Raw genomic sequence first — 25,630 nt, forward strand, 5'->3', positions numbered from 1 at the left:
CTCATGAGGATACTGAAATATTTAAGCCGCAGGCTGCTGTGGGCGTGTGTCGCCCTCGCCGCCGCGGCCCCGATGGCGCAGGCTACGGAAGCGGTTTCGCCGCAACAGTTTCTGATAGAACAGATACACCTGGGAGAGGCGCGCTACAAAGACGATCTGGTGCGTCAGTCGCTTTACCGTTTGGCGCTGATCGACCCGAATAATCCGGAGATTATGATGGCGCGGATGCGCCTGGCGCTGCGTCAGGGCGATCAAACGCAGGCCCGTCAACAGCTGGAAAAACTGCGCGCGATCGCGCCGGACTCGGCGATCTATCGTCAGGCGGAGATGCATCTGGCGCTGACGCGGCAAGACGTCCGGCAAAAGCTGCAGCAGGCCCGTCAGCTAGCAAGCGCCGGCCGTTACGCCGACGCCAAAGTTCAGTACGATGAACTGTTTCACGGCGAGCCGCCCACGATAGAACTTGCCGTTGAATACTGGCGTCTGACCGCGCGCTTGCCAGACCAGGAGCCGATTGCCATTAAGCAGTTGGCGGCGCTGGATCGGCTTTATCCCGGCAGCGTGCAGCTACGCATCGCGCTGGCCCGCCTGTTATTCAGCCAGCACCATAACGAGCAGGCTTACGATATATTGCGGCAACTCGCGTCAGATTCCGCCGGCGCCGGTTCGGCAGGATCACTGTGGCTGGAAATCGTCGGCAGAATGGACGTGACGCCGCAAAGCGTTGATGCCCTGCAACGCTTTATCGAGGTATTTGAGGGGAGCGCTCAAGCCGAAACCGGCCGCCGAATGCTGAAAAAACAGCAGGCCATGCTGGCCGATCCGGCCTATCAGGCGCGGCTCAGCAGCCTGGAGAAAATCAGCAGGGGCGATAGCGGCGCCGCCGTTATCCACGAGTTGAACAACGCGTTGGCCGCATCGCCCAACGACCCTGAACTCATCGGCGCCATTGGCGTAGCTTATTTGCGCGCCGGTAATCGGGAAAAAGCCTTAAGCCAGTTTCAACTGGCGCTACAGGCCGATATAAACCATCTGAACGCCGGCAAATGGCAAACGCTGATCAAAAGCACGCGCTACTGGCTGACGATAAAAGAGGGCGACGACGCGTTGCAGGCCAACAACCTGATGCTGGCGCAACTCAAATATCTGCAGGCCCGACAACTGGATAATACCGACGCTTACGCGCCGATCGGTCTGGGCGATGTCGCCGTCGCCGCCAAAAACGACGCCGCCGCCGAGGTCGCCTATCAGCAGGCTCTGCGCCTCGCGCCCGGCAACGGCAGCGCGTTGCGCAGGCTGGTAAACCTCCACCTGCGCCAGTCGCCGGAAAGCGCGCTGTCCTATATCAACGGGCTGCCGCGCGATCAGCAAGATGCGCTGCGCGATACGCTCAATAGCCTGCGGCGCGATATTGCCAAGCAGCAGGCGGAGCGGTTTTTCGCACGGCGGCAATGGGAGCAGGCCGCCGAACAATATCGTCAGGCGCGGCAGTGGGATCCCGACGATATCTGGCTGGCTTATCGCTATGCTCAGACCTTGCGTAATCTGGGACACTGCGATCAAGCTGACGGCATGTTGCAAAACGCGGCCTCTCAGCCCCCCGCCAATGCTGAGAAAAACTATGCGTACGCGCTTTATCTCTCCTCGACCGATCGAAACGCGCAGGCGCTGGCATACCTTAATACGCTGCCCACCGAACAGTGGAACAGCAACATGCATGAACTTGCACAGCGCCTGACGCTGCAGCTGACGTTGGCACAGGCGCAAGCGATGCGCGATGCGGGCGATGAACGCGGCGCGATAGCCTATCTGCGCCGGCAACCGGCCAACCGGCGCATCGATCTTGAACTGGGAGACTGGGCGCTGACGCGCGGCGAATACGATGACGCGCTGGCGGCTTATCAACAGGTCATCGCACGTGAACCACAAAACCCCGACGCGCGACTGGGCGAGGTTGAAGCCTTTATCGCGCAGGGAAGGCTGGACGAAGCCCGCCAGCGCCTGCAGCAGCCCGCCGGGCAAACCGATAACACGCTCAACAGCCGGCGCAGGGTCGCCAACGCCTGGCAGGCAGTCGGCAACACCGAACAGGCGGCGGCGCTTTTTCAACGGCTGCGCATCGACGCGCAAAAAGACACGCCCGGACCAGACCAGGCGCTGGTTTACCGCGATGCCGCCCGCTTTGAACGGCGGCGATTACAGCCGGAACAGGCGCAACAGGATTATCGCCGGGCGATGGTCGCCGGCGGCATCACGCCGGTTGCGCCGCAGGACAACGCCGCCTACACCAGGCTAACGCGTAGTGACCCCAGCGATGACTGGCTAAAACGCAGCGTTCGCGCCGACGCCGCCGACCTGTATCGCCAGCAGGATATTAACGTCACGCTCGGCCACGATTACTGGCGTTCCAGCGGCACCGGCGGCATTTCCAACCTGAAAGCGCATGACACTATGCTGCAGGCGGACATGCCCTGGTATGACGGACGGGCGTTTCTGCGTACCGATACCATCCGCATGAATGCGGGCTCGTTCGCGCTAAACAAACACGGTTTCAACGATGCCGGATTCGGCACCTGCGCGGATCTGCAATGCGCCAAAGGGAAAAAACAGAAAACCACCGGCACCAGCATCGCCGCGGGCTGGAAAAACGATCGCTGGGAAGCGGACATCGGCACCACGCCGATCGGTTTTGAGGCGGTCGATATCGTCGGCGGCATCAGCTATAGCGGCGACTGGCGGAATATCGGCTGGACCGCCACCGCCTCACGCCGTCCTATCTCCAGCTCATTGCTGGCTTTCGCCGGCGCCAAAGATCCGGGAACCGGCGTTACCTGGGGCGGCGTACGGGCAAACGGCGCCGCGCTGGGGCTAAGCTATGACCGGGGCGCGCAACACGGCGTCTGGAGTCATTTCAGCGCCCATCAAATCACCGGGAAAAACGTTGCCGATAACCTGCGCCTGCGCGCCATGGCGGGGTATTACTACAAAGTCGTCAATCAGGACAACCGCCGGGTTACCGTCGGCCTCAACAATCTGTGGATGCATTATCAAAAGGATCTGAGCGGTTATTCGCTCGGCCAGGGCGGGTATTACAGTCCGCAGCAGTACTACTCCGCCAGCATACCGGTTAATTACCGCCAACGTACCGATAACTGGTCGTGGGAAGTGGGCGGTTCGGTTTCCTGGTCGCACTCCTCCACCAAAGACCAGCGGCGTTATCCGCTATCCAGTCTGGCCGCTAATGCCGGATTGACTGACGGTGACAGGAACTACGTTGAACCGGGAGGCAACAGCCACGGATTTGGCTATACCGTACAAGCGGTGGTCGAACGCCGGCTTAGCGCGCACTGGACGCTGGGGGCCGGCGTCGATATTCAGAAAGCCAAAGACTACACCCCCAGCCACGGCATGATCTACATACGCTACTCCGCCGCCGGCTGGCAGGGCGATCTGGACAGCCCGCCCCACCCGCTGACCCCGTATGCCGATTTTAAGTAGCGCTATCCCGTTCGGCCGAAAACGTCACTTTCGAGGTTCCCCAAGCGAGGGGAACCTTAGCCTGCCTGAACAACGGCTTATACCTGCCATCCTTACAGATGACACAACAGAATTTTTTTGCATGCCGTTTAAACATTAAAAAACCTAACCATTTGATAAGTATACATACATATGTCAACCGCCATCATATCTACTGATCTTTTAACTATTTAGGTAATAATGGGGATGACTTTCATAAAAAATCATACACATTAAAGGTCATTATATTAAATTTCTCTAACTATATGATTTTTAATAGCGAAGATATTCACCTTATGTAAAATTCGCGCCAATGTAAATTAACGTAAGGTTTTTGTTTGTTTTGTGTAAGCATCGCACTCTTTTAGGTCTCCTCTTGCTATTTGTTGTCTCCCCATCTCTGGCAATAGATGACGTCACTCCGGCAGATCGGAATACGTTAGAACTGCGGCAAAAAGCCCTGCTCGAACAAAATAAACAACAACGCAAAGCGCTGGAAAACGCCGTGCAGATCGGCGAACCCGCCGCCTTGCCGGTAAACGCGGACGGCCCCTGCTTTCCCATCCATAACATCGCGTTTAACGGCGCGGTACATCTGTCTTCTCACGATAAATCCGCTTTACAACAGCGTTATCAAGATCGTTGTCTGGATTTAGCCGCCATTAGTAACGCGGTGAGAGAAACCACCAACCGCTATCTCACCCACGGCTACATCACCAGTCAGGCCTATTTGCAGGAACAGGACCTCGCCAACGGTACGCTGACCATCAGCGTCAGCGAAGGCAGATTGGAATCCATCCAGTTAGAAGGGGAAACACCGTTGCCGGTAAAAATGGCTTTTCCCAGCCTGGCTGACCATATCCTCAATCTGCGTGATTTAGAACAAGGTATGGAACAGCTTAATCGCCTGCCTTCTCAACAAATCACCATCGATATTCAGCCAGGGAAACAGCCGGGGAGCTCTATCGCGGTACTCAGACGCACAACCCGCGCATTACCGGTTGAACTTTCCATCGGCGCCGACAACAGCGGGCAGAAAAGCACCGGCCGGGAACAACTTTCCGCCAGTCTGGCGATCGATAATCCGCTGCATCTGGCCGATCGCTGGTGGCTGACGGCCAGCCGCGACAGCGCGTTTAGTCACAGCTACGGCAGCCGCGCCCTGTCCGGCGGGACTTCCGTCCCTTACGGCTACTGGACGTTCAGCTACCAGTATGCCTGGAATGAATTTTTTCAGCCGACGCCCATCGGCGATGAGCATTACCGCTATGCAGGCCAAAGCAACACACATCGGCTCAATGTCAACAGAACGATGTACCGGGATGGTAAACAAAAACTGGCGTTGGAAGGGGCGCTGAACCGCCGCCGTACCGAAAATCGGCTGGCGGGAGAACGCCTTGACGTCAACAGCCCGACGTTGAGCGGCGCCAGCGTCGACCTCAGCTACAGCGCCGCGCTAGCGGGCGGCTATATCACGCTCAACCCAACGCTGAGCCACGGCTTGAGAGCCTGGGGAGCGACCGACGATACAGATGAAGCGAGCGAACTGCCGCGCAGCGAATTTCGTAAATTTGGACTGAGCGCCAGCTATTTCTATCCGCTGACGCCCTCGCTGTATTTCCTCACCTCCGCCTATGGGCAAACCACGCCCGACAACCTCTATCCCAGCGAGCGTATTTCCCTCGGCGGAGAGTATTCCGTGCGGGGTTTTAAAGAGCAAACGCTGACCGGCAACCGCGGACTTTACTGGCGCAATGAGCTGAACTGGCAGTTCGCCGCTCTGCCGCTGTTGGGTAATCTGGCCCTCACCGCCGCCCTAGACAGCGGATGGATCTCAGGCAAAGCCGGCAAGGTGGACGGCGGCAATATGACCGGCGCCTCGCTGGGTTTATCCGCCGCCTCCCGTTGGACTAATCAATCCATTTCACTCGGCGTGCCGCTGCATTTCCCGGATGAACTGCACCCGGATAACGCCGTGCTTTACTGGCAGATCACCCTGCCCGTCACCGCTTTTTTTCATTGAGTTAATCGCTTACAGCAAAAGGAAAACAAGGAAAGTCACATGGAAAAATTCAATAATCGCGCCACGCGCGGGCTCAGCTATCTGCTGATATACCTGACCGCCATGCAGCCGCTACACCCGGCATTCGCGGCTTTGACGCCGGATAACCCCCGCACGCAGGTCAAAAATACGGGTAACATTCCGGTGGTCAACATTGCCGCGCCGAACGCGGCAGGCATATCCCACAATACCTATAAAGACTTCAGCGTCGGGACGCCGGGCGCGGTGTTGAATAACAGCACGGCGGCGGGTAAATCACAGTTAGCCGGCCAGCTTGGCGCCAACGCCAATCTTAAAGGCAAAGCCGCGGGGTTGATTATCAATGAAGTTACCGGCACCGCCCGCTCTAACCTGCAAGGCAAAGTGGAAGTGTTCGGCAACAAAGCCAACGTGCTGATCGCCAACCCCAACGGCATCACCTGCGATGGCTGCGGCTTTATCAATACGCCTGCCGTCACGCTCACCACCGGTAAACCGCTGCTGGATAAACAGGGCGCGCTTGACGCGCTGGAGATTAAAAAAGGCGGCATCACCATCGGCGGCAAAGGGCTGGACGGCGGCGGCGCCAATTACGTCGATATTCTCAGCCGCGCCGCCGAACTGAACGGTAAAATCAACGCCAAAAACCTGAGCCTGACGCAGGGTAGTAATCGGGTAAACCTGAAAACGGGAGTGATCTCGCCCATCAATGGCGAAGGAGCCAAACCGCAACTGGCGGTGGACAGCAAAGCCTTAGGCGGCATGTACGCCGAACGCATACGCCTGATCGCCACTGAAGAAGGGGTGGGTGCGAATCTCGCCAACCTGACCAGTACGCAACAGGACATTACGCTGAGCGCCAAAGGCAAGATCCAGTTAGGCAATACCAGCGCCAAAACCGATTTAAATCTGGATGCCAGGGAAACGAATATTGCCGCCGGTATTAATCTACGCAGCGGACGGGATATGACGCTGTCCAGCGCGACGCTGAACAATAACGGCAGCATCGTCTCTAATGGGGATATGCGAATATTTGGCGATACGGTACGCAACGTCGGCAACAAGGCCGTTATGCATACTAATAAAAATATGTGGATACAGAAGGACGCCGCCGGAAATAAGAGCAGTAAAGTCGAAAACCGTTCCGGGACGATAAAGACCAATTTCGGGGATTTGGTGATTCGAACGGGGCAGTTGGAGAATGTTAGGGACAAATTTTCCATCACCGCCACCATTTCCCCGACAGATAATAAAGATCTTGACCGCTGGTTGGCCGATGGCACTGAATTTGTCCCTGACTACCATGGATATTGGCGCAAGGTGGAATATCTAGCAAACATTGAAGATAAAAACTTCAAATGGGTGGGACATCTGGACTTCAAAACGTCGCTCTTTGCGAACAACGCAAAGTCCAGGTTTTTGGTTACCGCTGACAGCCATCCCGGTGAAATCCTTTCGGGCGGCAGCATATATATTAATGCGGCCAATATCAATAATAATGTCAGCGCCATCAAAGCTGCTGGAGATTTGATATTAACCGGCAATGAGCTGAATGTGCGCGGTGACGTGACGGGGGAATTAAATGATTATGTCAGGTTTTCACCAAAGAGAACCACTCCTATTCCGCTGGGTGCAAAGGTAACCGGCCGGAGCAGAACGAATAGAGAAATTGGTTACGTCCATGACGCACCGCAGGAATCTTGGACCGTGACCGGTTATTATTCTTCATTGCTACAGGCCGGCCGTAGTTTGACTGCGGATTTTAAAAAATCAATCAATATTATAACTCCACAAAAATACGACACCAGTAAAGCCAAAGAGATTATCGCGCCTCCACGTTCCAATGTGCTAAACGCCAAAAACATTCTGCTTCATGCCAATACCATCACTAATAACGAAGTTATCCGAGCTGGCGGCGATATTACTCTTTTAGCCAATGACCTGATACAGTTCGATCAGGGAAGCGTATACGCCGGGACTCATTTATCAATGGCGGCAGTTAATAACATTAATTCCTGGCAAAGTGAAGTTCAAGGCAAAGACGTTACGCTTACTGCCAGAAACGGCGAAATAAAGTTCCGGACAAGCACTGGCCCGCAGTTTTTCAACGCCGACGGCTCCCGCCGACTGGCCACCTTGTCCGCCAGCGGCGACCTGACGGTGACGGCGGGCACGGACATTCTCCTGCTTGATACTGTGCTAAGTCCAGGCCGCAATATCGCCCTGAGCGCCGGGAAAAATATCGCCGTCGAGAATGGCGACGCCCTGCTGTCCTACAAAAAGCCCGGAAAAACTGTCACTGCGGAGCAGGAACGAGCGAAATTTAACCAGCAGTTGGCCGCCACCGGCCGGTTCGACGCCACCGGCTCAATAACCCTGAACGCCGGCGGCGCACTTTCCCTACAGGGCGCTTACGTCAAGGCCGGTAAGGATATCGATCTGAGCGCGGCGCAGGGCGTCGACCTGAGCCCCCGGACGCTGCCCGACACACTGGCGGCGCTGTTCCCTTCCTCGCGCACACCGGAGATGAGCAGCTGCCTGAACGCCGGTAATAACCTGTCCGTATTCAGCGGCGCGGATATCGCCGCCGGCGCGGCGCAAATCACCGCCAAAGGGCATACGGTGCTGTCGGCCGGACGGAATATCCTGTTGCCGGCGCCGGCCTATTCATCCATCCACAGCGGAAACGACAACAACAAGGACGACCGCCATATGACGCCGCTGGTGCAGGGGGAACAGCGTCTGACGCTCTCCGCCAACGGCGCGATGACCGCACAGGGAGCGGCGTTGCGCTCCGCCGGCGACGTCACGGTGTCCGGAGGCGGCAACCTGCGCTTCGAGTCGGTGCGGAATCACACTTATCGCGAAGAAGGCCGGTCATTTACTGAAACCGCCGCCCAGCAGCCCACTACGCTGGACAGCGGCGGCATCCTGACCGTCCTATCCCGGGGCAGCATTCTGTTCCAGGCCACGCGGCTGGTGGCCAAAGGCGCGATGGACGTGGCGGCGCAGGGCGGCTATCTGTTCGCCCAGGCGATGGAAGAATCCAGCCACTACGAGAAAGTCACCAAAAAACGCAAATGGTACGGCAAGAAGAAAACCATCAGGCAAATCAGCCACAACGTCACCAACAAAGTGACGGAATTTACCGCCGGCGGCGATATCAACCTGCTGAGCCGTGACGACAGCACCTATGAAGCCAGCAAAATTAACGCGGGGAAAAACGCCAGACTCACCAGTACCAAAGGCAAAGTCAATTTCAAAGCGGTAAAAAACACCACTTTCGAACAGACGATTACCACCTCGAAAGGTTTTTTTATTAAGAACGCCGACAAGGGCTACACCAAAGACACCTGGCTGCTGCCGAAAATTTACACCGGCGGCAAACTGACGGTTGATGCCGCAACCGGTATCACCGCCGATGTCAAAAACAAAAACGTCCGCTCGCTGCAAAATGCCTTGCTGACATTGGGCAACACGCCGGGCACGGCATGGATGAAGGGACTGAACACCCGCAAAGATGTGCAGTGGAACGCGGTACAGGATGCCTATAGTAGCTGGAATCAGAAAAGCCAGAGCCTGAACCCGGTGGTCGGCGCGGTGATCGCCATTGCCGTCGCCGCCGTCACCGCCGGCTCTGGACTCGCCGCGATGGCTGCTAACGGCGCGGTTACCGCGACTGGCACCGCAGGGATGACCGCAACCGTTGTCCAGGGCGCGGCCTACTCAGGAATGACCGCGCTGACCTCACAAGCCGCCGTGGCGCTGGTTGATAACAAAGGCAATCTCTCCAAAACATTGCAGGCAATGGGCCGCAGCGAGTCGGTGAAATCACTGGTCACCTCAATGGTGATTGGCGGCGCGCTGTCCGGTTTTGACTCTGTGATGGGTTGGGATAAAACCGCCCACGGCGCCACCCCCCTCGATCCCGCCAAAGCCAAACTCCCCGTACTCAGCAACGGTGACTGGAGCAAGGTCGCGCAACGCGTCGCCGGGCAGTCGGTGATCCATTCCAGCGTAGGTACAACCATCAACGGCGGCAGTTTTAAAGATAATTTCACCAATGCCCTGCTCGCCAACGTCGGTAATCAAATCAATGCCGAGGGCGTCGGCCTTATTCATCAGTCGGGCTACGTGCAAAATACCGTCAGTAAAGCGCTTAGTTACGCCTCCGTCTCCGCGCTTGCCGCCGAAATAGGCAAAGGCGATGTCAAAGGCGCCGCCGCCGGCGCCCTGGCGGCTGAACTGGCAACGGCAGTGATGGGCGATACCTTTACTGACCCCGATACCCGTTACGCCAGAATACAAAACAGCGCGAAATTTATCGGCGGGTTGGCCGGAGCTATAGCAACAAATAAAGCTGCCGGCGCCAATAGCGGCGCCAACGCCGGTGAAATCGTCGTGGTGAATAATTATCTGAGTGACAGTCAAAAGGCACAAAGAAACAAGGAGTTTGACAACTGCAAAGGCGACCTGAAATGCAAAGTTCAGATCGGCGTTAATTGGGATGCTATTGATATTACGCAGGAAAGCGCTTACGGCGTTGGCATATTAGCCGGCGTTTCTTCCGGATTGATTGATAGCGTTCGCTCCCTTCTGGCGCTGGGACTCAATCCCAACGAGACACTGGGCGCATTGAAATCACTGTTTAACAACGGCGATGTATTAGGCAACGTCACTTCCGCAGTCAAACAGTCATACATTGACCGTATCAACAAAATGGAGAATGAATACCAGAAAGCCGGACCTTTCGGGGCGTTTAACTCCGGTGTTGAAGGCGGTAAACTGGTCGGGGATATTGCCGGTCTGGTCGCCGGCGGCGCCGGTATCGCCAAAGGCGGTGCGCTACTGACGGAGAAAATTGTTGCGAAAACCACTGGTATGGTTGAAACAGCATTAAAATCTTCGGTTGTTAATAAAATTCTTGAAGCAGATCGGATTGGCAGTGGACTGAAGCCAGATCCTACTCATAGAGGTGCTAGTTACTTGAGCCGTGAACAATTGATGGATGGAAAAGTTTTCACTATCAAAGGTGGTGATGGTATAGAAAGAAAATTACTGCAAGCTGAAGGTTCCTTTAATGATAAGAAAGGTATATTTGAATATATCTATGATAATAAAGGAAACGTTACTCACCAACGATTCATTGAAAGCGGCAGTATTACTGGCATTCCTAATCAACGGCCACCGAAGGTAAAATGATATGAATTTATACCCAATACCGTTTGATTTTATTGATAAAAAAACTCATTTGTCATGGCATGAGGTGAAATGGGGTTATGAAAATAACCTCATTACATCGGAGGTACCGATAAAAAAAGCGGAAGGAATAGTGTTAACAGGTAATTACACCGATACTGAGCTTGAATTATCATTTATCATACCTGGTCAAACAGACCATATAGCACCTTTTCTAAAGGCAACTTGTTCAGAAGTTGAACAAGAAGATGATTCAATAATTAAACAAAAATGGCTATTTATTGTTCTTAGCTGGCTTTGGTGTAATCGCAATAATTTTGATGATCCATTGGGTGAAATAGAAAATATTTATGCTGATTTTGATTATCCTAGTGAAATAGAAGGCTTTGTTAAATATATGCCTCCGTCAGATGGATATGACCCATCAGCGCATACCCGGGTGGAAAACATTAACCGTTTAATGAATAACTGGGAAGAATATTTAGAAAAAGTATCTATCATATTTAAACATTAAAAACCCCCCGCCCTTGGCGGCGGCAATGTCAAAGGCGCGGCGGCAGGCGCGATGGCGGCGGAACTGGCCGGGATTATCATCAATGATAATTTGGTGAAAACAGAAGGCTGGCAGGAGCAACAGGCACAAATTAGCCGTGTCGCCGGGGCCTTCGCCGGGACGCAGGCAACCGGGAGAACCAGTGGCGTAAACAGTGGCGCCAATGCTGATGAAATTGTCGAACGTTTCAATCGTCAGCTTCATCTCGACGAACTACGGGCAATCAAAGAACTGGCCAAAGGCGACAAGAAAAAAGGAGAACGCCTGCTGGCCGCGTCCTGCCGCAAGGTTAACTGTGTCGCCCAGGAGTCTTTAAGTTCCGCTGAGCGTCAGCAATATGAAACGCTGATGAAAAAACACCCGGCTACCCACACGGAAGATGGCTTGCTCGCCAACTACTGAGTGCAAAAAGAGCGGCAACGTACCGGGAATTATCCGCTTTATGCCGGGTATGATATGCAGCAGTTGTTCACCTATACGATCGGTGACAGTATTTCTGACAGCCAACTATTTGCACGTAATCAGTGGGTTGAAAATGCCAGTACCATCACCGGCTGGTCGAAAGAATCGGTCGAAACGCTGGGAATTACAGTATCGATTGCCAGTACCTTCGCAGGGATGGGAAAAGCGAATGTTGGCAACCAGTATTTATCCACAAAGCTCGTCGCCCCAGCAGCTGGCTGGAAAAGTTATCTGGTTAATGAAAAGACTATTCAGCAGGCGGCAACATTTAAAAAACAGATAACTGAATTAAGAGCTGGTTTATCTTCGGATCCCAAACGTAGTGGCAATGTCGCTGTCGCATATATTAATATTCCTGGTATGCCGAAAACACTGGCTGCACACAGTGGTGTGAATGTACCTGGAAAAGGTTTAGTTGGTAAAGGAAGTGAGAACTTCAAATACCAGGAGATACCAAATAATAAAGGAATCCCAATAGCCAGAAATACGGACTCTGAATATAAAATATTGGATAATCTTTCAGACAAACTAGGTAGTAACGTGTCAACTAAAGGAGCTGTGACCATTTTTACAGAGCGCCCAGCCTGCGGAAGTTGCTTGGGAGTGGTAGAACAATTTCAACAAAATATCCGGGCATCAAAGTGGATGTACTTGATAATAATGGTGTTATGCTTAGACCTGGAGCAAAGAAATGAGCTACGAAAGAATTAGCTATGACGAAATAAGGGATTCTTTTTTAAGATATTATTATATCTATTGTAGAAACAAGCTTGACTCATTTAATCGTCGAGGTGAAGGGTGGAGCGAACATGAATCAGAGATAGGCTATGCTTACTATCAATTTGAAAACGCTTATGAATTAGAGATAGAAAACTTGATGCTTAATGTTCTCACATTGGTTCTTATGGCTGGAAGAGGACCGGAACAAGTAGAAAAAAACCTCAGGAAAGATATCAAAGATATGCTGTCAGAGCACAAACTCGATGAGCTTATTGCTGACATCAGTGAAGAGGAAAGACAGGATCTTATTTATGACATGTCTTTATTAAAATTGATTTGATCCATTTCCCTTTTATGTCTCGGCAAAGCCCAACTATCCGTTGGGCTTTATTACGTACAGCCTTATGCCATTAATGGCGGCAGAAAGTTAGCGATCGATGGAACAAAACCGCACAACGCGCCGCCGAGCAGTCGGCTATCAGTTCCACCCGCTGACCCCATATGTCGATTTTAGGTAGCGATTTGACAGAGGTCTGGAGCCAGTTCGGCGCTGCACAGAGCATCTGGCGGTTCATCGTCACGACACGCCAACCGGAGACCTCCTCCTCTGTCAATCAAAAAAACAACAAAAATGTTGTGTTACATAACTTTCATGATATTCTGTTACCGGTTTCAATAAATCGAAGGTGTTATATGTTCAATTACCCGGCATTGGTGAGTTTTGATGAAGACTCAGGACAGTATGAAATTCTTTATAGAGATTTCAAAAACTTAACATCCACCGCATTCACAGAAGAGGATATCGTTCTGGAAGCGGCCCGTTGGTTAACAGAAATTATTGGAGAATATATTGATGCAAGGATACCGATTCCGCAGCCGTCAGCGTTGCAGCACGACGAAATACGTATCCACCTTCCCGTATTGGTCAACCTGAAAGCGGCGTTGCATAACGCAATGATCCAGACCGGTACGCGAAAAGCGGATTTGGCTCGCAAGCTTAATCAGAAAGGACCGCAGATAGACCGCCTATTGGATGTGAACCATGCGTCAAAAATTGAAACATTAGAGCAGGCTTTATATTTACTCGGCTATGAAGTTTCTGTTTCCGTTGCAGAACTAGATGCTTAATCTATTGGATATAATGTAATAAAAACAGATTATACCTGGTAAATTAACTATTATTTTCATGCATTACCGCGTTTTCTATTTTTATTATTTAAACTCATTAAAAAAGCGTATAAACAGAGCGAAAAAACCGTATTCTCAACGAGTTTACGGTTTTCGCTCATGAAATGGAATAAACTCATTCATCTGTGGCACGATAGGTTAAAAACATTGCAGAACAATAAAAATTAGTAACCTGTAAAATAATTATTAATTTAAACCTTTTCCCCAGATATAACCCGCAATATTTCAAAATAATTTTCATGAATTGAGTCACAAAATAAAACATCTATATCTCGCTATACTGATCGAATACTAAAAATAAATTAAACGCTGTTAATTAACATTACTGGAGCAAATATCATGTTTAAAACTTTATTTGAGCCTAAGAAAATAAATCAGTGCGTTATCCCCAACCGATTGATTGTTACCGCAATGGTGGCCAACTACTGTCATTCCGACGGCACCGCCTCCGATCGGTATATCGCCTACCACGAGGAGAAGGCGAAAGGCGGCTGGGGATTAATTATCACCGAAGACTATGCGGTCAACCAGCATGCGATGGGATATCAATACATTGCCGGCTTATGGCACGACGACCAGATAGCGAGCCACAGAAAATTAACGGATACCGTGCATCGCTATGAAAGCAAGATTTTCGCCCAAATCTATCATGCGGGCCGGCAGAGCTGCCGCGCCGTCAACGGCGGAATGCAGCCGGTCGCGCCTTCCGCCATTCCCTGTCCGTGGCTAAGAGAGATGCCGCGTGAACTATCGACGACGGAAATTCAGCAATTGGTCAAAGATTTCGGCCGGTGCGCGCGGCGGGTCAAGCAGGCGGGTTTTGACGGCGTCGAAATTCACGCGGCTCACGGCTATCTGATCGCCGAGTTTCTCTCTCCCTATGCCAATAAGCGCGTCGATAAGTACGGCGGCTGCCTGGAAAACCGGGTACGGTTTTTAAAGGAAATCTATCAGGAAGTTCGGCGTAACGTCGGGCCGGACTTCCCGGTGATCGTGCGCTTTTCCGCCGACGAGGGCTTTCTTGGCGGCCGCGATATCTCCGAAGCGCGGGTGTTGGCGCAGCTATTTGAAGAATGGGGGCTGGATGCGCTGGACGTATCCGTCGGCGCTTACGGCGATCACAATAAATACGGCACCGTATCCCCCATGTATGTCGGCCATGCCTGGACGGCGCCGTTGGCGGAAGAAATAAAAAAACTGGTGAACATTCCGGTAATTACCGCTAATCGCATCAACGATCCAAGAATGGCGGATACCCTGCTGACGATGGGGAAAGCCGACTTTGTCGGCATGGGACGGGGTTCGCTGGCCGACCCGCATTTACCCCGCAAGGCCAAAGCCGGCGAACTGACGTCGATTCGCTACTGCATCGGATGTATGCAGGGCTGTACCGGTAGTCTATATCTGGGCGAGCCGCTGAAATGTCTGGTCAATCCGTCGCTGGGAAGGGAAGGCGTTCTGGACTACAGCCAAACCGCAATGCCCAAAAACGTTTTCGTCGCCGGCGGCGGGCCGGGCGGGATGGAGGCCGCAAGGGCCGCCGCGATGCGTGGCCACCGCGTGACGCTGTTTGAAAAGCGCAGCCAGCCAGGCGGACAATTTCTTTCTGCGGCCTACCCTCCCGGTAAAGGCGAGTTGGCGACCTATACCTCATGGATGATTGAGGAGTTGGAAAAGCTGAACGTGACCATAAAATGCAATACCGAGCTGACAGAAGAGATAATCCGGCAGGAGAAACCCGACGCCGTGATTGTGGCGACCGGCGGCAAACCGGCTATCCCGCCGATTAAAGGCGTCAATCTGCCTCACGTTGTTCTAGCGGAGGATGTGTTATTGGGCAACGTGACCACCGGAAACAACATTGTCATCGCCGGCGGCGGCGAAGTGGGCGGAGAAACGGCAGCGCACCTTGCCATGCAGCAAAAGAACGTCGCCATTATTGAAATGCGGGATAATCTCCTACAGGAGTTGGACGGCGTGAGTAAATTACACGTCTTAAAGCTGCTCGATGAATTCAACGTTAAGCAATATCTGAATACCACGGTCGCCGAAATCACCGAACAGCATGTGGTGGTTGAAAATCAGCAAGGACGCATGAATATCGCAGCGGACACCGTAGTGCTGGCGCTGGGCTATATTCCCGTTAACCAACTGGCGAAACAGCTAGCTGAATACGGCGAAAATGTTGCGGTAATCGGCGGGGCGGTGAAAACCAGCAATGCGCTGGTGGCCATCCGCGAAGGATTTGACGCCGGTATGGCGGTGGTTTAACGCCGCACGTTAAAATCCCGGCAATCATAACGGGGCGAATGACCGTTCGCCCCGTCGCCGCAGTTTTAGCCGACGGCCTGATAGTAAAACGGGCAATAACACTCGGTGGTAAACCACCTTGTCGCTTGTCAACCGGCTCGCCAGCAGCGAACCTCAATGCCCTGCGCCGTCGACTGCATCGGCTGTCGCCGCTCGCATCCGGCCGTCGCCTGCGGGCAGCGCTCGCGGAAAAAACAGCCCTGCGGCAACACGCGGTTGCCCGGCAGTTCGCCTTTTCGATCCTCTACCTCGCCGTCCAGCGAACTGTCCACGCGCGGCACCGAATCAAGCAACAGTTTGGTGTAAGGGTGTTTGGGCGCGCAGAGCACCTGCTGAGCATCGCCCAATTCGACAATTTGCCCCAGATACATCACCGCGACGCGGTCGCTCATATGACGCACCACCGATACATTGTGCGAAATCAGCACATAGGTTAGTTCGCGCTGCCGCTGCAACTTCACCAACAGATTGAGAATTTGCGCCTGAACGGAAATATCCAGCGCCGACGTCGGCTCATCCAGCACGATGATATCGGGCTGCGACGAGAGCGCGCGGGCAATGGAAATTCGCTGGCGCTGACCGCCGGAAAAAGCATGCGGCAACCGATCCAAATATTCCGAGCGAATACCCACCAGTTCCGCCAACTCCACCGCTAATTCACGGCGTTCGCGTTCGCTATTGTGTTTCTGTAGCCAGACCGGTTCGGTAATAATGCGCCAGACGGGTAAACGCGGATCCAGCGAGGAAAGCGGATCCTGAAATACCATCTGCATACCGCTGCCCAGCCATGAGGTCGGACTGCGGGCGCGGGAACACTTGCCGGCGGCGGGCGCCAACATGCCCATCAGTAACTGGGCCAGCGTGCTTTTACCGCAGCCGGACTCGCCCACAATGCCCAGCGTTTCCCCGCGAACAATGCGCAAATCCAGACCGTTTAGCGCATGCACCTGTTCGGTGACTTTGCCGCGCCAGTTTTTCCGGGCGGGGAAATTGACGTGAACATCCTGTAGTTCAAGCAAAATATCAGACATGTTCCGCCTCCCGTTGCGGATGCCAGCAGGCGGCGAGTTGTTCACCGGCGCCGCAGGACGTTAATGCGGGTAGCTGCCCGCAGCGCGCATCGGCGGCAAAACAGCGATCACGGAAAGCGCAGCCGACCGGCAAAGACGCCAGATTAGGCACGGTGCCCGGAATAGCGGGCAGCGGCGCGCGCGGCGCCGCTTCTTCCGGCGCACAGCGCAGCAGGCCAATGGAGTAGGGATGGACGGGATGTTTAATCACATCCCGCGTGGCGCCGCACTCTACCACCCTGCCGGCGTACATCACATACAGCCGATCGCAAAGCTGAGACACCACCGCCATGTCATGGCTGATAAACAGCACCGACGTACCGCTGGCGCGCGCTTTCTGCTGCAGCAGACGCAGCACCTGCCGCTGCACGGTGACATCCAGCGCAGTGGTCGGCTCATCGGCGATAATCAGCTCCGGGTCGCAGGAGAAGGCCAGCGCGATCACCACCCGCTGGCGCATGCCGCCCGACAGTTCAAAGGGGTAGCGCTCCATCACCCTGGCGGCATCGGAAATCTGCATTTCATTCAGCAGGCTGATGGCCTTTTCACCCGCCGCTTTGCGGGTAAGGGGCTGGTGCTGGCGGATCACGTCGGTCATCTGCTGTCCGATACGCCGCGTGGGATTCAGCGCCGTCATCGGCTCCTGAAAGATCATCGCCACTTTTGCGCCGCGCAGTCGCCGCATCTGTTTCTCGCTGGCGTTCAGCACATCCTGACCGAGAACGGTAAGACTGCCGCCGTTGATGAGATAGCTGTTGGGCGGCAGCAAACGCATCGCCAGCATCGCCGTCACCGACTTACCGGAGCCGGACTCCCCCACCACGCCGACAATCTCGCCGCGTTTCACCTGCAGTGAAACCTCGTTCAGCGCGCTGACCTGGCCGTTATACACCGGGAAGCTCAGCTGTAAATTATCGATATTCAGAACGTCGTCACGCATTAGTGTCTCCCTCCGCTTTTCGGGTCGAGCAGGTCACGCAGGCCATCGCCAAACAGGTTAAATCCGACGGCGGTAATCAAAATCGCCAGGCCGGGGAAGGTGCAATACCACCACTGGTCGAGCACATAGTTACGGCCGTTGGCGACCATCGCGCCCCACTCCGCCGTCGGCTGCTGCGCGCCAAGACCGATAAACCCCAGCGTGGCGGCCATCAGTATGGCGGTGCCGATATCCAGCGACGCCTGCACAATCAGCGGCGGCAGCGCATTGCGCAGAACGTGCCAGCTAATCAGATGCCAGCGCGTGGCGCCAAAAATTCTTGCCGCCTGGACATAGGCCAACTGACGCACCACCAGAGTTTGTCCGCGCGCCAGGCGGACATAAAAGGGAATGCGCACGATGGCGATCGCCAGCATCGCGTTAAACAGGCTCGGCCCCAGCGCGGCCGCCAGCGCCATGGTCAATACCAGCGAGGGAATCGACAGCATGATGTCCATGATGCGCATAATCAACGCGTCGGCCCAGCCGCCCAATACGCCGGAAAAGCAGCCCAGCAGCGAACCGATAATGCCGGAGAACAACACCACCGCCAGACCCGCGGCCACCGACTGCTGGCTGCCGACCAATACGCGGCTGAACAGATCGCGCCCGACTTCGTCCGTGCCGAACCAGTGCTGCGCCGAGGGCGGTTGCAAACGGGCCGCCAGATCGATGGCGTTGGGGTCCAGCGGCGTTAACCACGGCGAGAAGATCATCATCAGCAGCATAACCAGCATAATGACGCCGCCGATCAGCGTCAGCGGGCTGCTTTTCAACAGCCAGAAGCGTTTACCCCAGCGCTGTCGCCATTCGCTTTTGCGCGGCGCGGCAATAGTTTCGTTGATTGACATCATTGCGCCCCTCCACGTCCAATGCGGGGATCGATCCATAAATAGAGCAGATCCACCACCAAATTAACCACCACATACGCCAGTGAAACCACCACCGCGAACCCCATAACCGCAGGAAAATCAAGCGACTGAATCGACGACACCACATAAGCGCCCATTCCGGGCCAGGAGAAGACGGTTTCCGTCAGTACCGCGCCATACAGCAGGTCGCCCAGGGCCAGCCCCAGCACGGTTACAGACGGGATCAGCGCATTGGGCAACGCATAGCCGAGGATGACGCGCCAGGCGGGCAGGCCGCTGGCGCGCGCGGTGCGAATATAATCTTCGCTGAGCTGCTCCAGCATGGCGGAACGAATTTGCCGCGCCACAATCCCCAGATGCACGAACGCCAGCGTCAGCGCGGGTAAAATCAAATGCTGCAGGCTGTTCCAGAACGCTTCCCCGTTCCCCTCCAGCAGCGAGTCGATGGTATAAAAGCCCGTCACATGCCGCGGCGGGTCGAGCCAGTCATCCAGTCGTCCGCCGCCGGGCAGCAAATTAAGGTGTCCGTAAAACAGCACAATGACGCCCAGCCCCAGCCAAAACGCAGGGGTAGAGATCCCGGTGATCGCCAGTAAACGCACCAGATGATCGAGCCAGCGGTTGCGATACACCGCCGATAGCACGCCGAGCGGCACGCCCAGCATCAGCGCCAGCAGCAGGGCGCAAAAGGCCAGTTCCAACGTTGCGGGAAAGAACGCGCGTAAATCGTCCAGCACCGGACGGCCGGTGCGAATGGAGGTTCCCAGGTCGCCATGCAGTAAATCGCCGACATAGCGGTAAAACTGAACATACAGCGGCTGATCCAACCCCAGTTGCTGGCGGATGTGCTGCACGATCTCGTCGCTGGCGCGATCCCCGGCCAGCAATCGCGCCGGATCGCCGGGGATCAGGTGGGAAATAATAAAGGTGATGACGCAAACCCCGGCCACCACCAGTATGAGTCCCCAACAGCGCTGCCGTAAAATGCTCCAGAAGGTCATATCAAGCCCCCAGTCAAAGAACAGGGCCAGCCGCGGCCCTTAATAAAAGTGTTGCTTATCTTCTTATTTGCTCATCGTCGCGACGTTAAACACCTGCTCCAACATCGGATTGAAAACAAAGCCTTTTACCTCTTTGTTCATCGCGACCTGATAGTTTTTCTGGAACAGATAGACGTAGGCGGCCTCATCGATGACGATCTTCTGCGCCGCCTGATAGTCTTTGGTGCGCTCGGCCTGATCCGCCGTAGAAACGGCTTTTTTCAGCAAATCGTCGACGGTTTTGTTGTCATAAAAAGAGCGGTTGCCCGGCAGGCCTTTCTTATCGGACTCGAACCAGTAGTTCATAAACATATAGGGATCGGCGAAGTCAGGGCTCCAGTTGCCGATGGCGATGTCGTAATCCCCCTTGCCGACGCGATCGCGCATGGTGGCGTTGGCCAATTTCTCCAGCTTGACGTCGATGCCCAGGGTTTTGAGACTCGCCTGGGTGGAGATGGCGATCGGCTCCCAGTTGGCATCGCTGTCCGAATAGAGGAATGTCAGGCCGGATGGTTTCTCGGCAACCTTGTCATAGGCGGCTTTCGCTTTTTCCGGGTCGAAGCTGTACTGCATGGCTTGCGCGTCGTAGCCCCACATCCCTTCGGGGATCGGGCCGCGCATCTGTTTGCCGTTGCCGCCAAGGAGACCGTTCACCATGCCCTGATAATCGGTTGACCAGGAGACGGCGCGGCGCAGATCGACCTGATTTAGCGGCGCCTTGCCGTTGTTGAGATAGAGATAGGTCACGCGCAACGACGGATATTCATCGACGGCGACGTTCCCCTCTTTCTTCAACGCCGCCAGCTGATCGACCGGCAGCGATTCGGCAATATCAATATCGCCGCGGGAAAGCTGCAAACGGCGGGACGCGCTCTCGCCGATGATCTTCACGGAGACGCGTTTAAAGGCCGGTTTCGCGCCGTGGTAGTGCGGATTGGGAACCAGAACCAGCTGCTGCCCTTTCTGCCAGCGCTGCAACATATACGGGCCGGAACCGGCGGTGTTCTCCGCCAGCCAGCCTTTGGCGTCATCGGCGCCGTGCTCTTTCATTACCGCGGGATTAATTATCGCGGCGCCATCGTTAGCCAACGTGTAAAGGAACGGAGAAAAAGGCGAACTAAGGGTAAAACGCACCGTTAGAGGATCAACCACTTCGACGTTTAAATCCTTCGGATAAGCCTCCGACGGCCCTTGTCCAATCTTCAGCAAACGCTCGAACGAGAACTTGACCGCCTCCGCCGTGACCGGCGTGCCATCAGCGAATTTGGCATCGTTTTTCAGCGTAAAGGTCCAGACTTTCTGATCGTCGGAAGCCTGCCAGCTTTCCGCCAAATCGCCTTCCACCTCCGTGGAGCCTTTGCCATTTTCCGTTTTATACTGCACCAGGCGCTGATAGGCGGGATAAGTGACCGTCCAGTCGTTATTATCAATGGTGACCGCCGGATCGAGCGTCTGCGGATCGGCAGCCTTGCCAATCACCAACATATCCTTTGGCACCGCCGCCAGGACTGGCGTGATACTCATGGCAATCGCCGCGGCGATCAACGCCGGTCGAAACAATGAAACTGCGGTAGTCGTTATCTTCATGACAGTGCTCCTGGTTTCAAAAGTAAGTTAAGGGGTGGTGACGTTTTGCGGGGCGATGCAGCTAAAGCGATCGCTTAACAGCGGGTAGGCCGTAGAGTCGGGCAGTTCGAAGTGCCACCATTCACTGGCGATACCGATAAAACCGCCGCCGAACATGATGGCGTTCAGCAGCAGACGATTACGTTGCGCCGCAGGCGGCACATCCGGATGGTAAGGGTGAGAACGTTCATTCATCTCATCAAAGCCGGTGCCCATATCCAGAACCTGACCGTTTTCGTCGATCAGCGTGACATCAACGGCGGTGCCGCGGCTGTGATTGGAGCCTAACGAGACCTCCACCACATACTTCGGATCCGGACAGGCCAGCCACAGATACTCTTGCGCTTTCTTTGGGCGATAGGCGTCGTAAATCAATAACCTGACCCCCGCCAGCGCGGCGATGTCCACGCTGCGCATCAAAGCGCTGGCGGCCTTGGGATGCAGCAAACAGCGATTTTCGCTGTAAATAGTCTGGCCCGTAATATTATCCGGCGTTGCATACTTCATATCGATGCGCACCTGCGGCATTGCAGAACAAACATCAACCAATTCAATTTCTTGCGTCATATAACAGACCTTGTTTAATGTTCAAATTGCCCAAATTCCTGTTGCAGCCGGCGGTTTAACGCCAAACGCGACTCCAAACGTTCGCCGAGCCGCTCCACGACGGCCGAAAGCAGCAGGTTAAATAAGCAGCTAAGCGGCGCCAGTGAATCCCAAAAATGACCGGTATCGGTATGCACCTGTAATAAATCCATGGGGTAATCCCGCGCCCACGGACACCAGATATCGGTAACCAGCGCCAGCGGCAGATTGCGCTCGCTGGCGGCCCGGCAATACTGGCGAGCCACCGCGGAATACGCGCGCGTATCGGTAACCACCAGATAGGGCCGTTCAAATTCCGAGTTAAGCGACTCCACCCAGGTGCCCGATAGGCCATCGACATAGCTGACGCGCGGACGCAGATACTCCAGATGGCTGAAAAACGCGTTGGCGATACCGCGCGTGGACTGGATGCCCAAAACAAATACCGCTTCCGCCTCGGCCAGCTGCTGGCTGACCCGGGCGAAGGTCTCGCTCTGGGCTAACTGATAAACCTTGGCGATGGCATCCAGTTCAAGCTGCAGCGACTGGGAAAAACGGTCTGATAACCCGTGCTGCTGCCGCCATGAATCGAGGCGGTCAATCACACCCCAGGGTTTATAAGGAATGTCCGGCGCAGTGCGCAAACTGCTTTTGGCATCTTCCAGGTTGCGATAGCCCAATTTGCGTAAATAGCGGCCCACGGTGATACCGCTGGTCCCCGTCGCTTTGGCGATGCTATCCGCGGTTTCAAACGGAATCTGATCGATATGCGTGAGCAGCCAACCGGCAATACGCTTGCCGCTTGGTGTTTGCTGGCTAAAACTCGCTTCAATTCTTGCGATTAATTCCGTTTTCTCCGCCATCTTGCGCCCCGATGTTATTTATCTGTCATTTATCCAAATGATGTTATGCAAATAACAATGCAGGGTGCGTGCCAGGTTTGATCAGAGGCGAAAAGGGCACGCTGGCGGTACGTTGGAGAAATAAAGGGAGAAAGAAGAAGGGAAGAAAAGCGCAAAAATTGTGCGCGGACGATCAATTATGGTGCAAACTAATAACTGGCTAAGCATTTTCGCGAATTAGCCATCTGCATCCGTCAGGAAACGGCCCCTGGCGCTCAGAAAAAAGGATCTCAAGAAGATCCTTCTTTCTGGCATCAAATCACCACCTCAGTCTTGAGGTGGGAAGGAATGTTACAGCCTCGACCATTTCACCCATGTCGTAATAAACACACATCGTCAGCGGAATATGAAAATCCTCGACCGTAAAACGCTCAATCCAGCCAATTTCCATCTTTAAAACAACTTTTGGCGGATTACTTTTATCAGGGTCGCCAAAAGTCTCATGGACCCATCTGCGGGACATATTTTGTTGAAGTGGAGAAGGTAACTCATTAGGGAAAACCCAGTCTTTTTTTTCTGTTTTCAGCTTTAACACTATCTCACTAAGAGACTTATTAGCGTCATTATCAAACGTTAAAAAAAGACCTTCTTTTTTCATTTCCAGAGTCAGGTAAGGATCGCACTGCGTCCCCTGCGGCGGGGTTTTATACGTAATAATTCCCGCATCGCGGATAGCCTGCCAGGGCTTTTCCAGACTGCATATCAATGCTTCAATATTCACCGTCATTTGTATAACCCCAGTTCAGTATTAATCCTGTGCATCTCTTTTCTTGCTGCTTCCAGCGCGGCCTCTGTCGCACCATAATCCTGCATCAGCACCGGTTTGATTTGGTCAAAGTCCTTGTCGATGGCCGCTCGCAGATTGTGCGAGTCTGGCCCCATCTGTGAGCGATTCCGTCCGCCATAGGTCGCGCTATCCTGACGATGAACCTTCTCTGGAACAGCAATAGCTGCTACCTGATCCACCATAGCCTTAATTTTGTCAGGATGAATATCTGGAAACTCTCGTTTCAGATACAAAACCACGGCCTGCCGTGACGGCATATGATCCACATGATAAAGCCTCTGTCGTGTGCGTCCGTTAAAATCACGATACGGCTTCACCTCCAGGAATTCCACCGGCGGCTTGCTCAGGTACACGTAGATCGGAGGATGCACGTTTCCCGGAAACACCAGAATGTAGTCCCGGAAGTCCTTCTCCTCCGGCGCGGGCGTTGTTGTTACCCTCACATCGTGCGTATCCGGATATTCCAGCCCCGGTACCGTCACCGTCACCGTGCCAACCGGGGCCGAATCATTCCCGGTATGCCAGCCTTCGGCATCGCTGCTGCCCGGCGCATCCGCCGGTGTCCAGGTGATCAGCGGTTTGCTCAGTTCTCCGTCTTCCCAGAACTCATAGCCGCCACTGAGGTTTTTCTCCAGCAGCCGCACTTTCACCCGATCGCGCCCGCTGTCCGGCCCAGTGTGATACCCCACGGCTTTCAGCCGCCCCGTTTCCAGGTCGTCCTCCCAGCGGTAGCGAACCCGCGTCGGCACCGTTCCCTTACGACCGGCTACGGCCAGCAGATTATCCGCCGTCAGCAGATCGCTTTTCTCGCCCTTCAGCATCGACTGTAGCACTACCCCCATCACCACGAACGGCAGGTTCATCGCAATGCGCCCCTGCCACACCTTCGGCCCGGAAAGGTGCTTCATCCGGTGCGTCAGCGCCTGTGCCGCATCCTGATTCGCTTTGCCCATCGCGCCTCCGGCAGAGGCTGCCATCCCGGCTTGCGCGCTACCGCCCATCACCACCGGCGGGGGCGGCAGGGGCATCGCTTCGGCCTCGCCGAAGAAGAAGCCTGTCACCTTATCGAACAGGGATTTTTTCTTCTCAGGCGCTGCGGCTTCCGCCTTCCCGGTCGCTGGCTGTTTCTTCTTCGCCGTCTGTGCATACTGCACTGTTTCACTGTCTGCTGTCGGTGATGGCGTGGAGGATGTGGAAGGGGAAAAAGGCAGCGACTGATAAAAACTCATCGTCGCAAAGTTTTCCTGCGGTTCTTCGGTCGTTCCGGCATCGTTGCATCCGGCGCCACGCAGACAAGATTTCGCAAACACCGGCGGAGGAACCGGTTTTACCGGCGCGGGCTGAACAGCCGGGGCAGGAGGAGAAGCGGCCAGCTTCGCCTGTGTGCCGAACGGATCTTTCGGCAGGTCTTCCACCCAGTAGCTCGTATTGGCAATAACCTGATTATTGGGGCAGCGGCACAGCACCCGGTCACCGGTTGCCACATGGGTTTTCCCTATCGAACTCCAGTGGATGGCTGTTCCCATTATCTGGAAAGCGCCTTTACATTTCGGACACAGCGCCATATCACCGGTCATGACCAACGAGATCCCGTTATCACTGAAACCGGATGTGGCGCTGATTATCTGCCCGCCGCTGGTCGTTTTATCGCCCAACTTCGCTAGTTGTCTTGACATGATCCCTCATGAATTAAATGCTTATAAAACCAGCGCATTATACAGGAATCATGACTTGACCAAAAACTGATCGTCAGCCCCCGAAACGGGCCTGGTGCGCGGGG

18 protein-coding genes are annotated in these 25,630 nt (G+C 54.5%); 9 read left to right on the top strand and 9 right to left on the bottom strand.

Going from position 1 to position 25,630, the window contains the following annotated elements:
- Positions 1–3: 3 nt before the first annotated feature.
- The 9 genes from bcsC (at position 4) to ACN28R_RS18190 (ending at position 15,950) form a co-directional block, all read left to right on the top strand.
- On the top strand, positions 4–3,498 hold the full coding sequence (bcsC, locus tag ACN28R_RS18150; protein ID WP_095835126.1) for a cellulose synthase complex outer membrane protein BcsC: 3,495 nt from the start codon (positions 4–6) through the stop codon (positions 3,496–3,498).
- Between the two features lie 394 nt (positions 3,499–3,892).
- Positions 3,893–5,539 (top strand): ShlB/FhaC/HecB family hemolysin secretion/activation protein, encoded by a 1,647-nt coding sequence (locus ACN28R_RS18155; RefSeq protein WP_236840152.1) that lies wholly within the window; start codon positions 3,893–3,895, stop codon positions 5,537–5,539.
- A 39-nt stretch (positions 5,540–5,578) separates the two neighbouring features.
- The gene (locus ACN28R_RS18160) at positions 5,579–10,759 is read left to right on the top strand and encodes a DUF637 domain-containing protein (protein ID WP_095835128.1); all 5,181 of its coding nucleotides are present in this window, start codon (positions 5,579–5,581) and stop codon (positions 10,757–10,759) included.
- Position 10,760: 1 nt separating this feature from the next.
- Entirely contained in the window at positions 10,761–11,270 is a 510-nt protein-coding gene (locus ACN28R_RS18165; protein ID WP_095835129.1) for a DUF2247 family protein, read from the top strand.
- Between the two features lie 51 nt (positions 11,271–11,321).
- Positions 11,322–11,711, top strand: coding sequence for a hypothetical protein (locus ACN28R_RS18170; RefSeq protein WP_095835130.1), 390 nt, complete (start codon positions 11,322–11,324; stop codon positions 11,709–11,711).
- 54 nt (positions 11,712–11,765) lie between these two features.
- Positions 11,766–12,482, top strand: coding sequence for a deaminase domain-containing protein (locus ACN28R_RS18175; protein ID WP_220701751.1), 717 nt, complete (start codon positions 11,766–11,768; stop codon positions 12,480–12,482).
- Positions 12,463–12,831, top strand: coding sequence for a hypothetical protein (locus tag ACN28R_RS18180; protein WP_095835131.1), 369 nt, complete (start codon positions 12,463–12,465; stop codon positions 12,829–12,831). The genes ACN28R_RS18175 and ACN28R_RS18180 overlap by 20 nt, the downstream gene beginning before the upstream one ends.
- 353 nt (positions 12,832–13,184) lie before the next feature.
- Positions 13,185–13,619 (top strand): type II toxin-antitoxin system HicB family antitoxin, encoded by a 435-nt coding sequence (locus ACN28R_RS18185; RefSeq protein WP_048636700.1) that lies wholly within the window; start codon positions 13,185–13,187, stop codon positions 13,617–13,619.
- A 399-nt stretch (positions 13,620–14,018) separates the two neighbouring features.
- Entirely contained in the window at positions 14,019–15,950 is a 1,932-nt protein-coding gene (locus ACN28R_RS18190) for an oxidoreductase (RefSeq protein ID WP_095835132.1), read from the top strand.
- Between the two features lie 128 nt (positions 15,951–16,078).
- On the opposite strand, the gene ACN28R_RS18195 is transcribed toward ACN28R_RS18190, so the two are convergent.
- From ACN28R_RS18195 to ACN28R_RS18235, 9 genes are all read right to left on the bottom strand, one after another.
- Entirely contained in the window at positions 16,079–17,020 is a 942-nt protein-coding gene (locus ACN28R_RS18195) for an ABC transporter ATP-binding protein (protein ID WP_095835133.1), read from the bottom strand.
- Positions 17,013–17,999 carry an ABC transporter ATP-binding protein gene (locus tag ACN28R_RS18200; protein WP_048636703.1) on the bottom strand — a complete coding sequence of 329 codons (987 nt, stop codon included), beginning with the start codon at positions 17,997–17,999 and terminating at the stop codon, positions 17,013–17,015. The genes ACN28R_RS18195 and ACN28R_RS18200 overlap by 8 nt, the downstream gene beginning before the upstream one ends.
- The gene (ddpC, locus tag ACN28R_RS18205) at positions 17,999–18,892 is read right to left on the bottom strand and encodes a D,D-dipeptide ABC transporter permease (protein ID WP_048636704.1); all 894 of its coding nucleotides are present in this window, start codon (positions 18,890–18,892) and stop codon (positions 17,999–18,001) included. Before ddpC ends, ACN28R_RS18200 begins: the two co-directional genes overlap by 1 nt.
- The gene (locus ACN28R_RS18210) at positions 18,889–19,911 is read right to left on the bottom strand and encodes an ABC transporter permease (RefSeq protein ID WP_048636705.1); all 1,023 of its coding nucleotides are present in this window, start codon (positions 19,909–19,911) and stop codon (positions 18,889–18,891) included. Before ACN28R_RS18210 ends, ddpC begins: the two co-directional genes overlap by 4 nt.
- A 63-nt stretch (positions 19,912–19,974) precedes the next feature.
- On the bottom strand, positions 19,975–21,537 hold the full coding sequence (locus ACN28R_RS18215) for an ABC transporter substrate-binding protein (protein ID WP_095835134.1): 1,563 nt from the start codon (positions 21,535–21,537) through the stop codon (positions 19,975–19,977).
- A gap of 27 nt (positions 21,538–21,564) precedes the next feature.
- Positions 21,565–22,143 carry a D-alanyl-D-alanine dipeptidase gene (gene ddpX / locus ACN28R_RS18220; protein WP_095835135.1) on the bottom strand — a complete coding sequence of 193 codons (579 nt, stop codon included), beginning with the start codon at positions 22,141–22,143 and terminating at the stop codon, positions 21,565–21,567.
- Between the two features lie 14 nt (positions 22,144–22,157).
- Complete coding sequence (locus ACN28R_RS18225) at positions 22,158–23,024, bottom strand: MurR/RpiR family transcriptional regulator (RefSeq protein ID WP_095835136.1); 867 nt, start codon at positions 23,022–23,024, stop codon at positions 22,158–22,160.
- Positions 23,025–23,322: 298 nt separating this feature from the next.
- Positions 23,323–23,790 (bottom strand): DUF6392 family protein, encoded by a 468-nt coding sequence (locus tag ACN28R_RS18230; RefSeq protein WP_048636709.1) that lies wholly within the window; start codon positions 23,788–23,790, stop codon positions 23,323–23,325.
- Positions 23,787–25,526: an S-type pyocin domain-containing protein gene (locus tag ACN28R_RS18235; protein WP_095835137.1), complete on the bottom strand. Its 1,740-nt coding sequence runs from the start codon at positions 25,524–25,526 to the stop codon at positions 23,787–23,789. The genes ACN28R_RS18230 and ACN28R_RS18235 overlap by 4 nt, the downstream gene beginning before the upstream one ends.
- Between the last annotated feature and the right edge of the window lie 104 nt (positions 25,527–25,630).

Source organism: Brenneria goodwinii (assembly GCF_002291445.1).
GTDB lineage: Bacteria > Pseudomonadota > Gammaproteobacteria > Enterobacterales > Enterobacteriaceae > Brenneria > Brenneria goodwinii.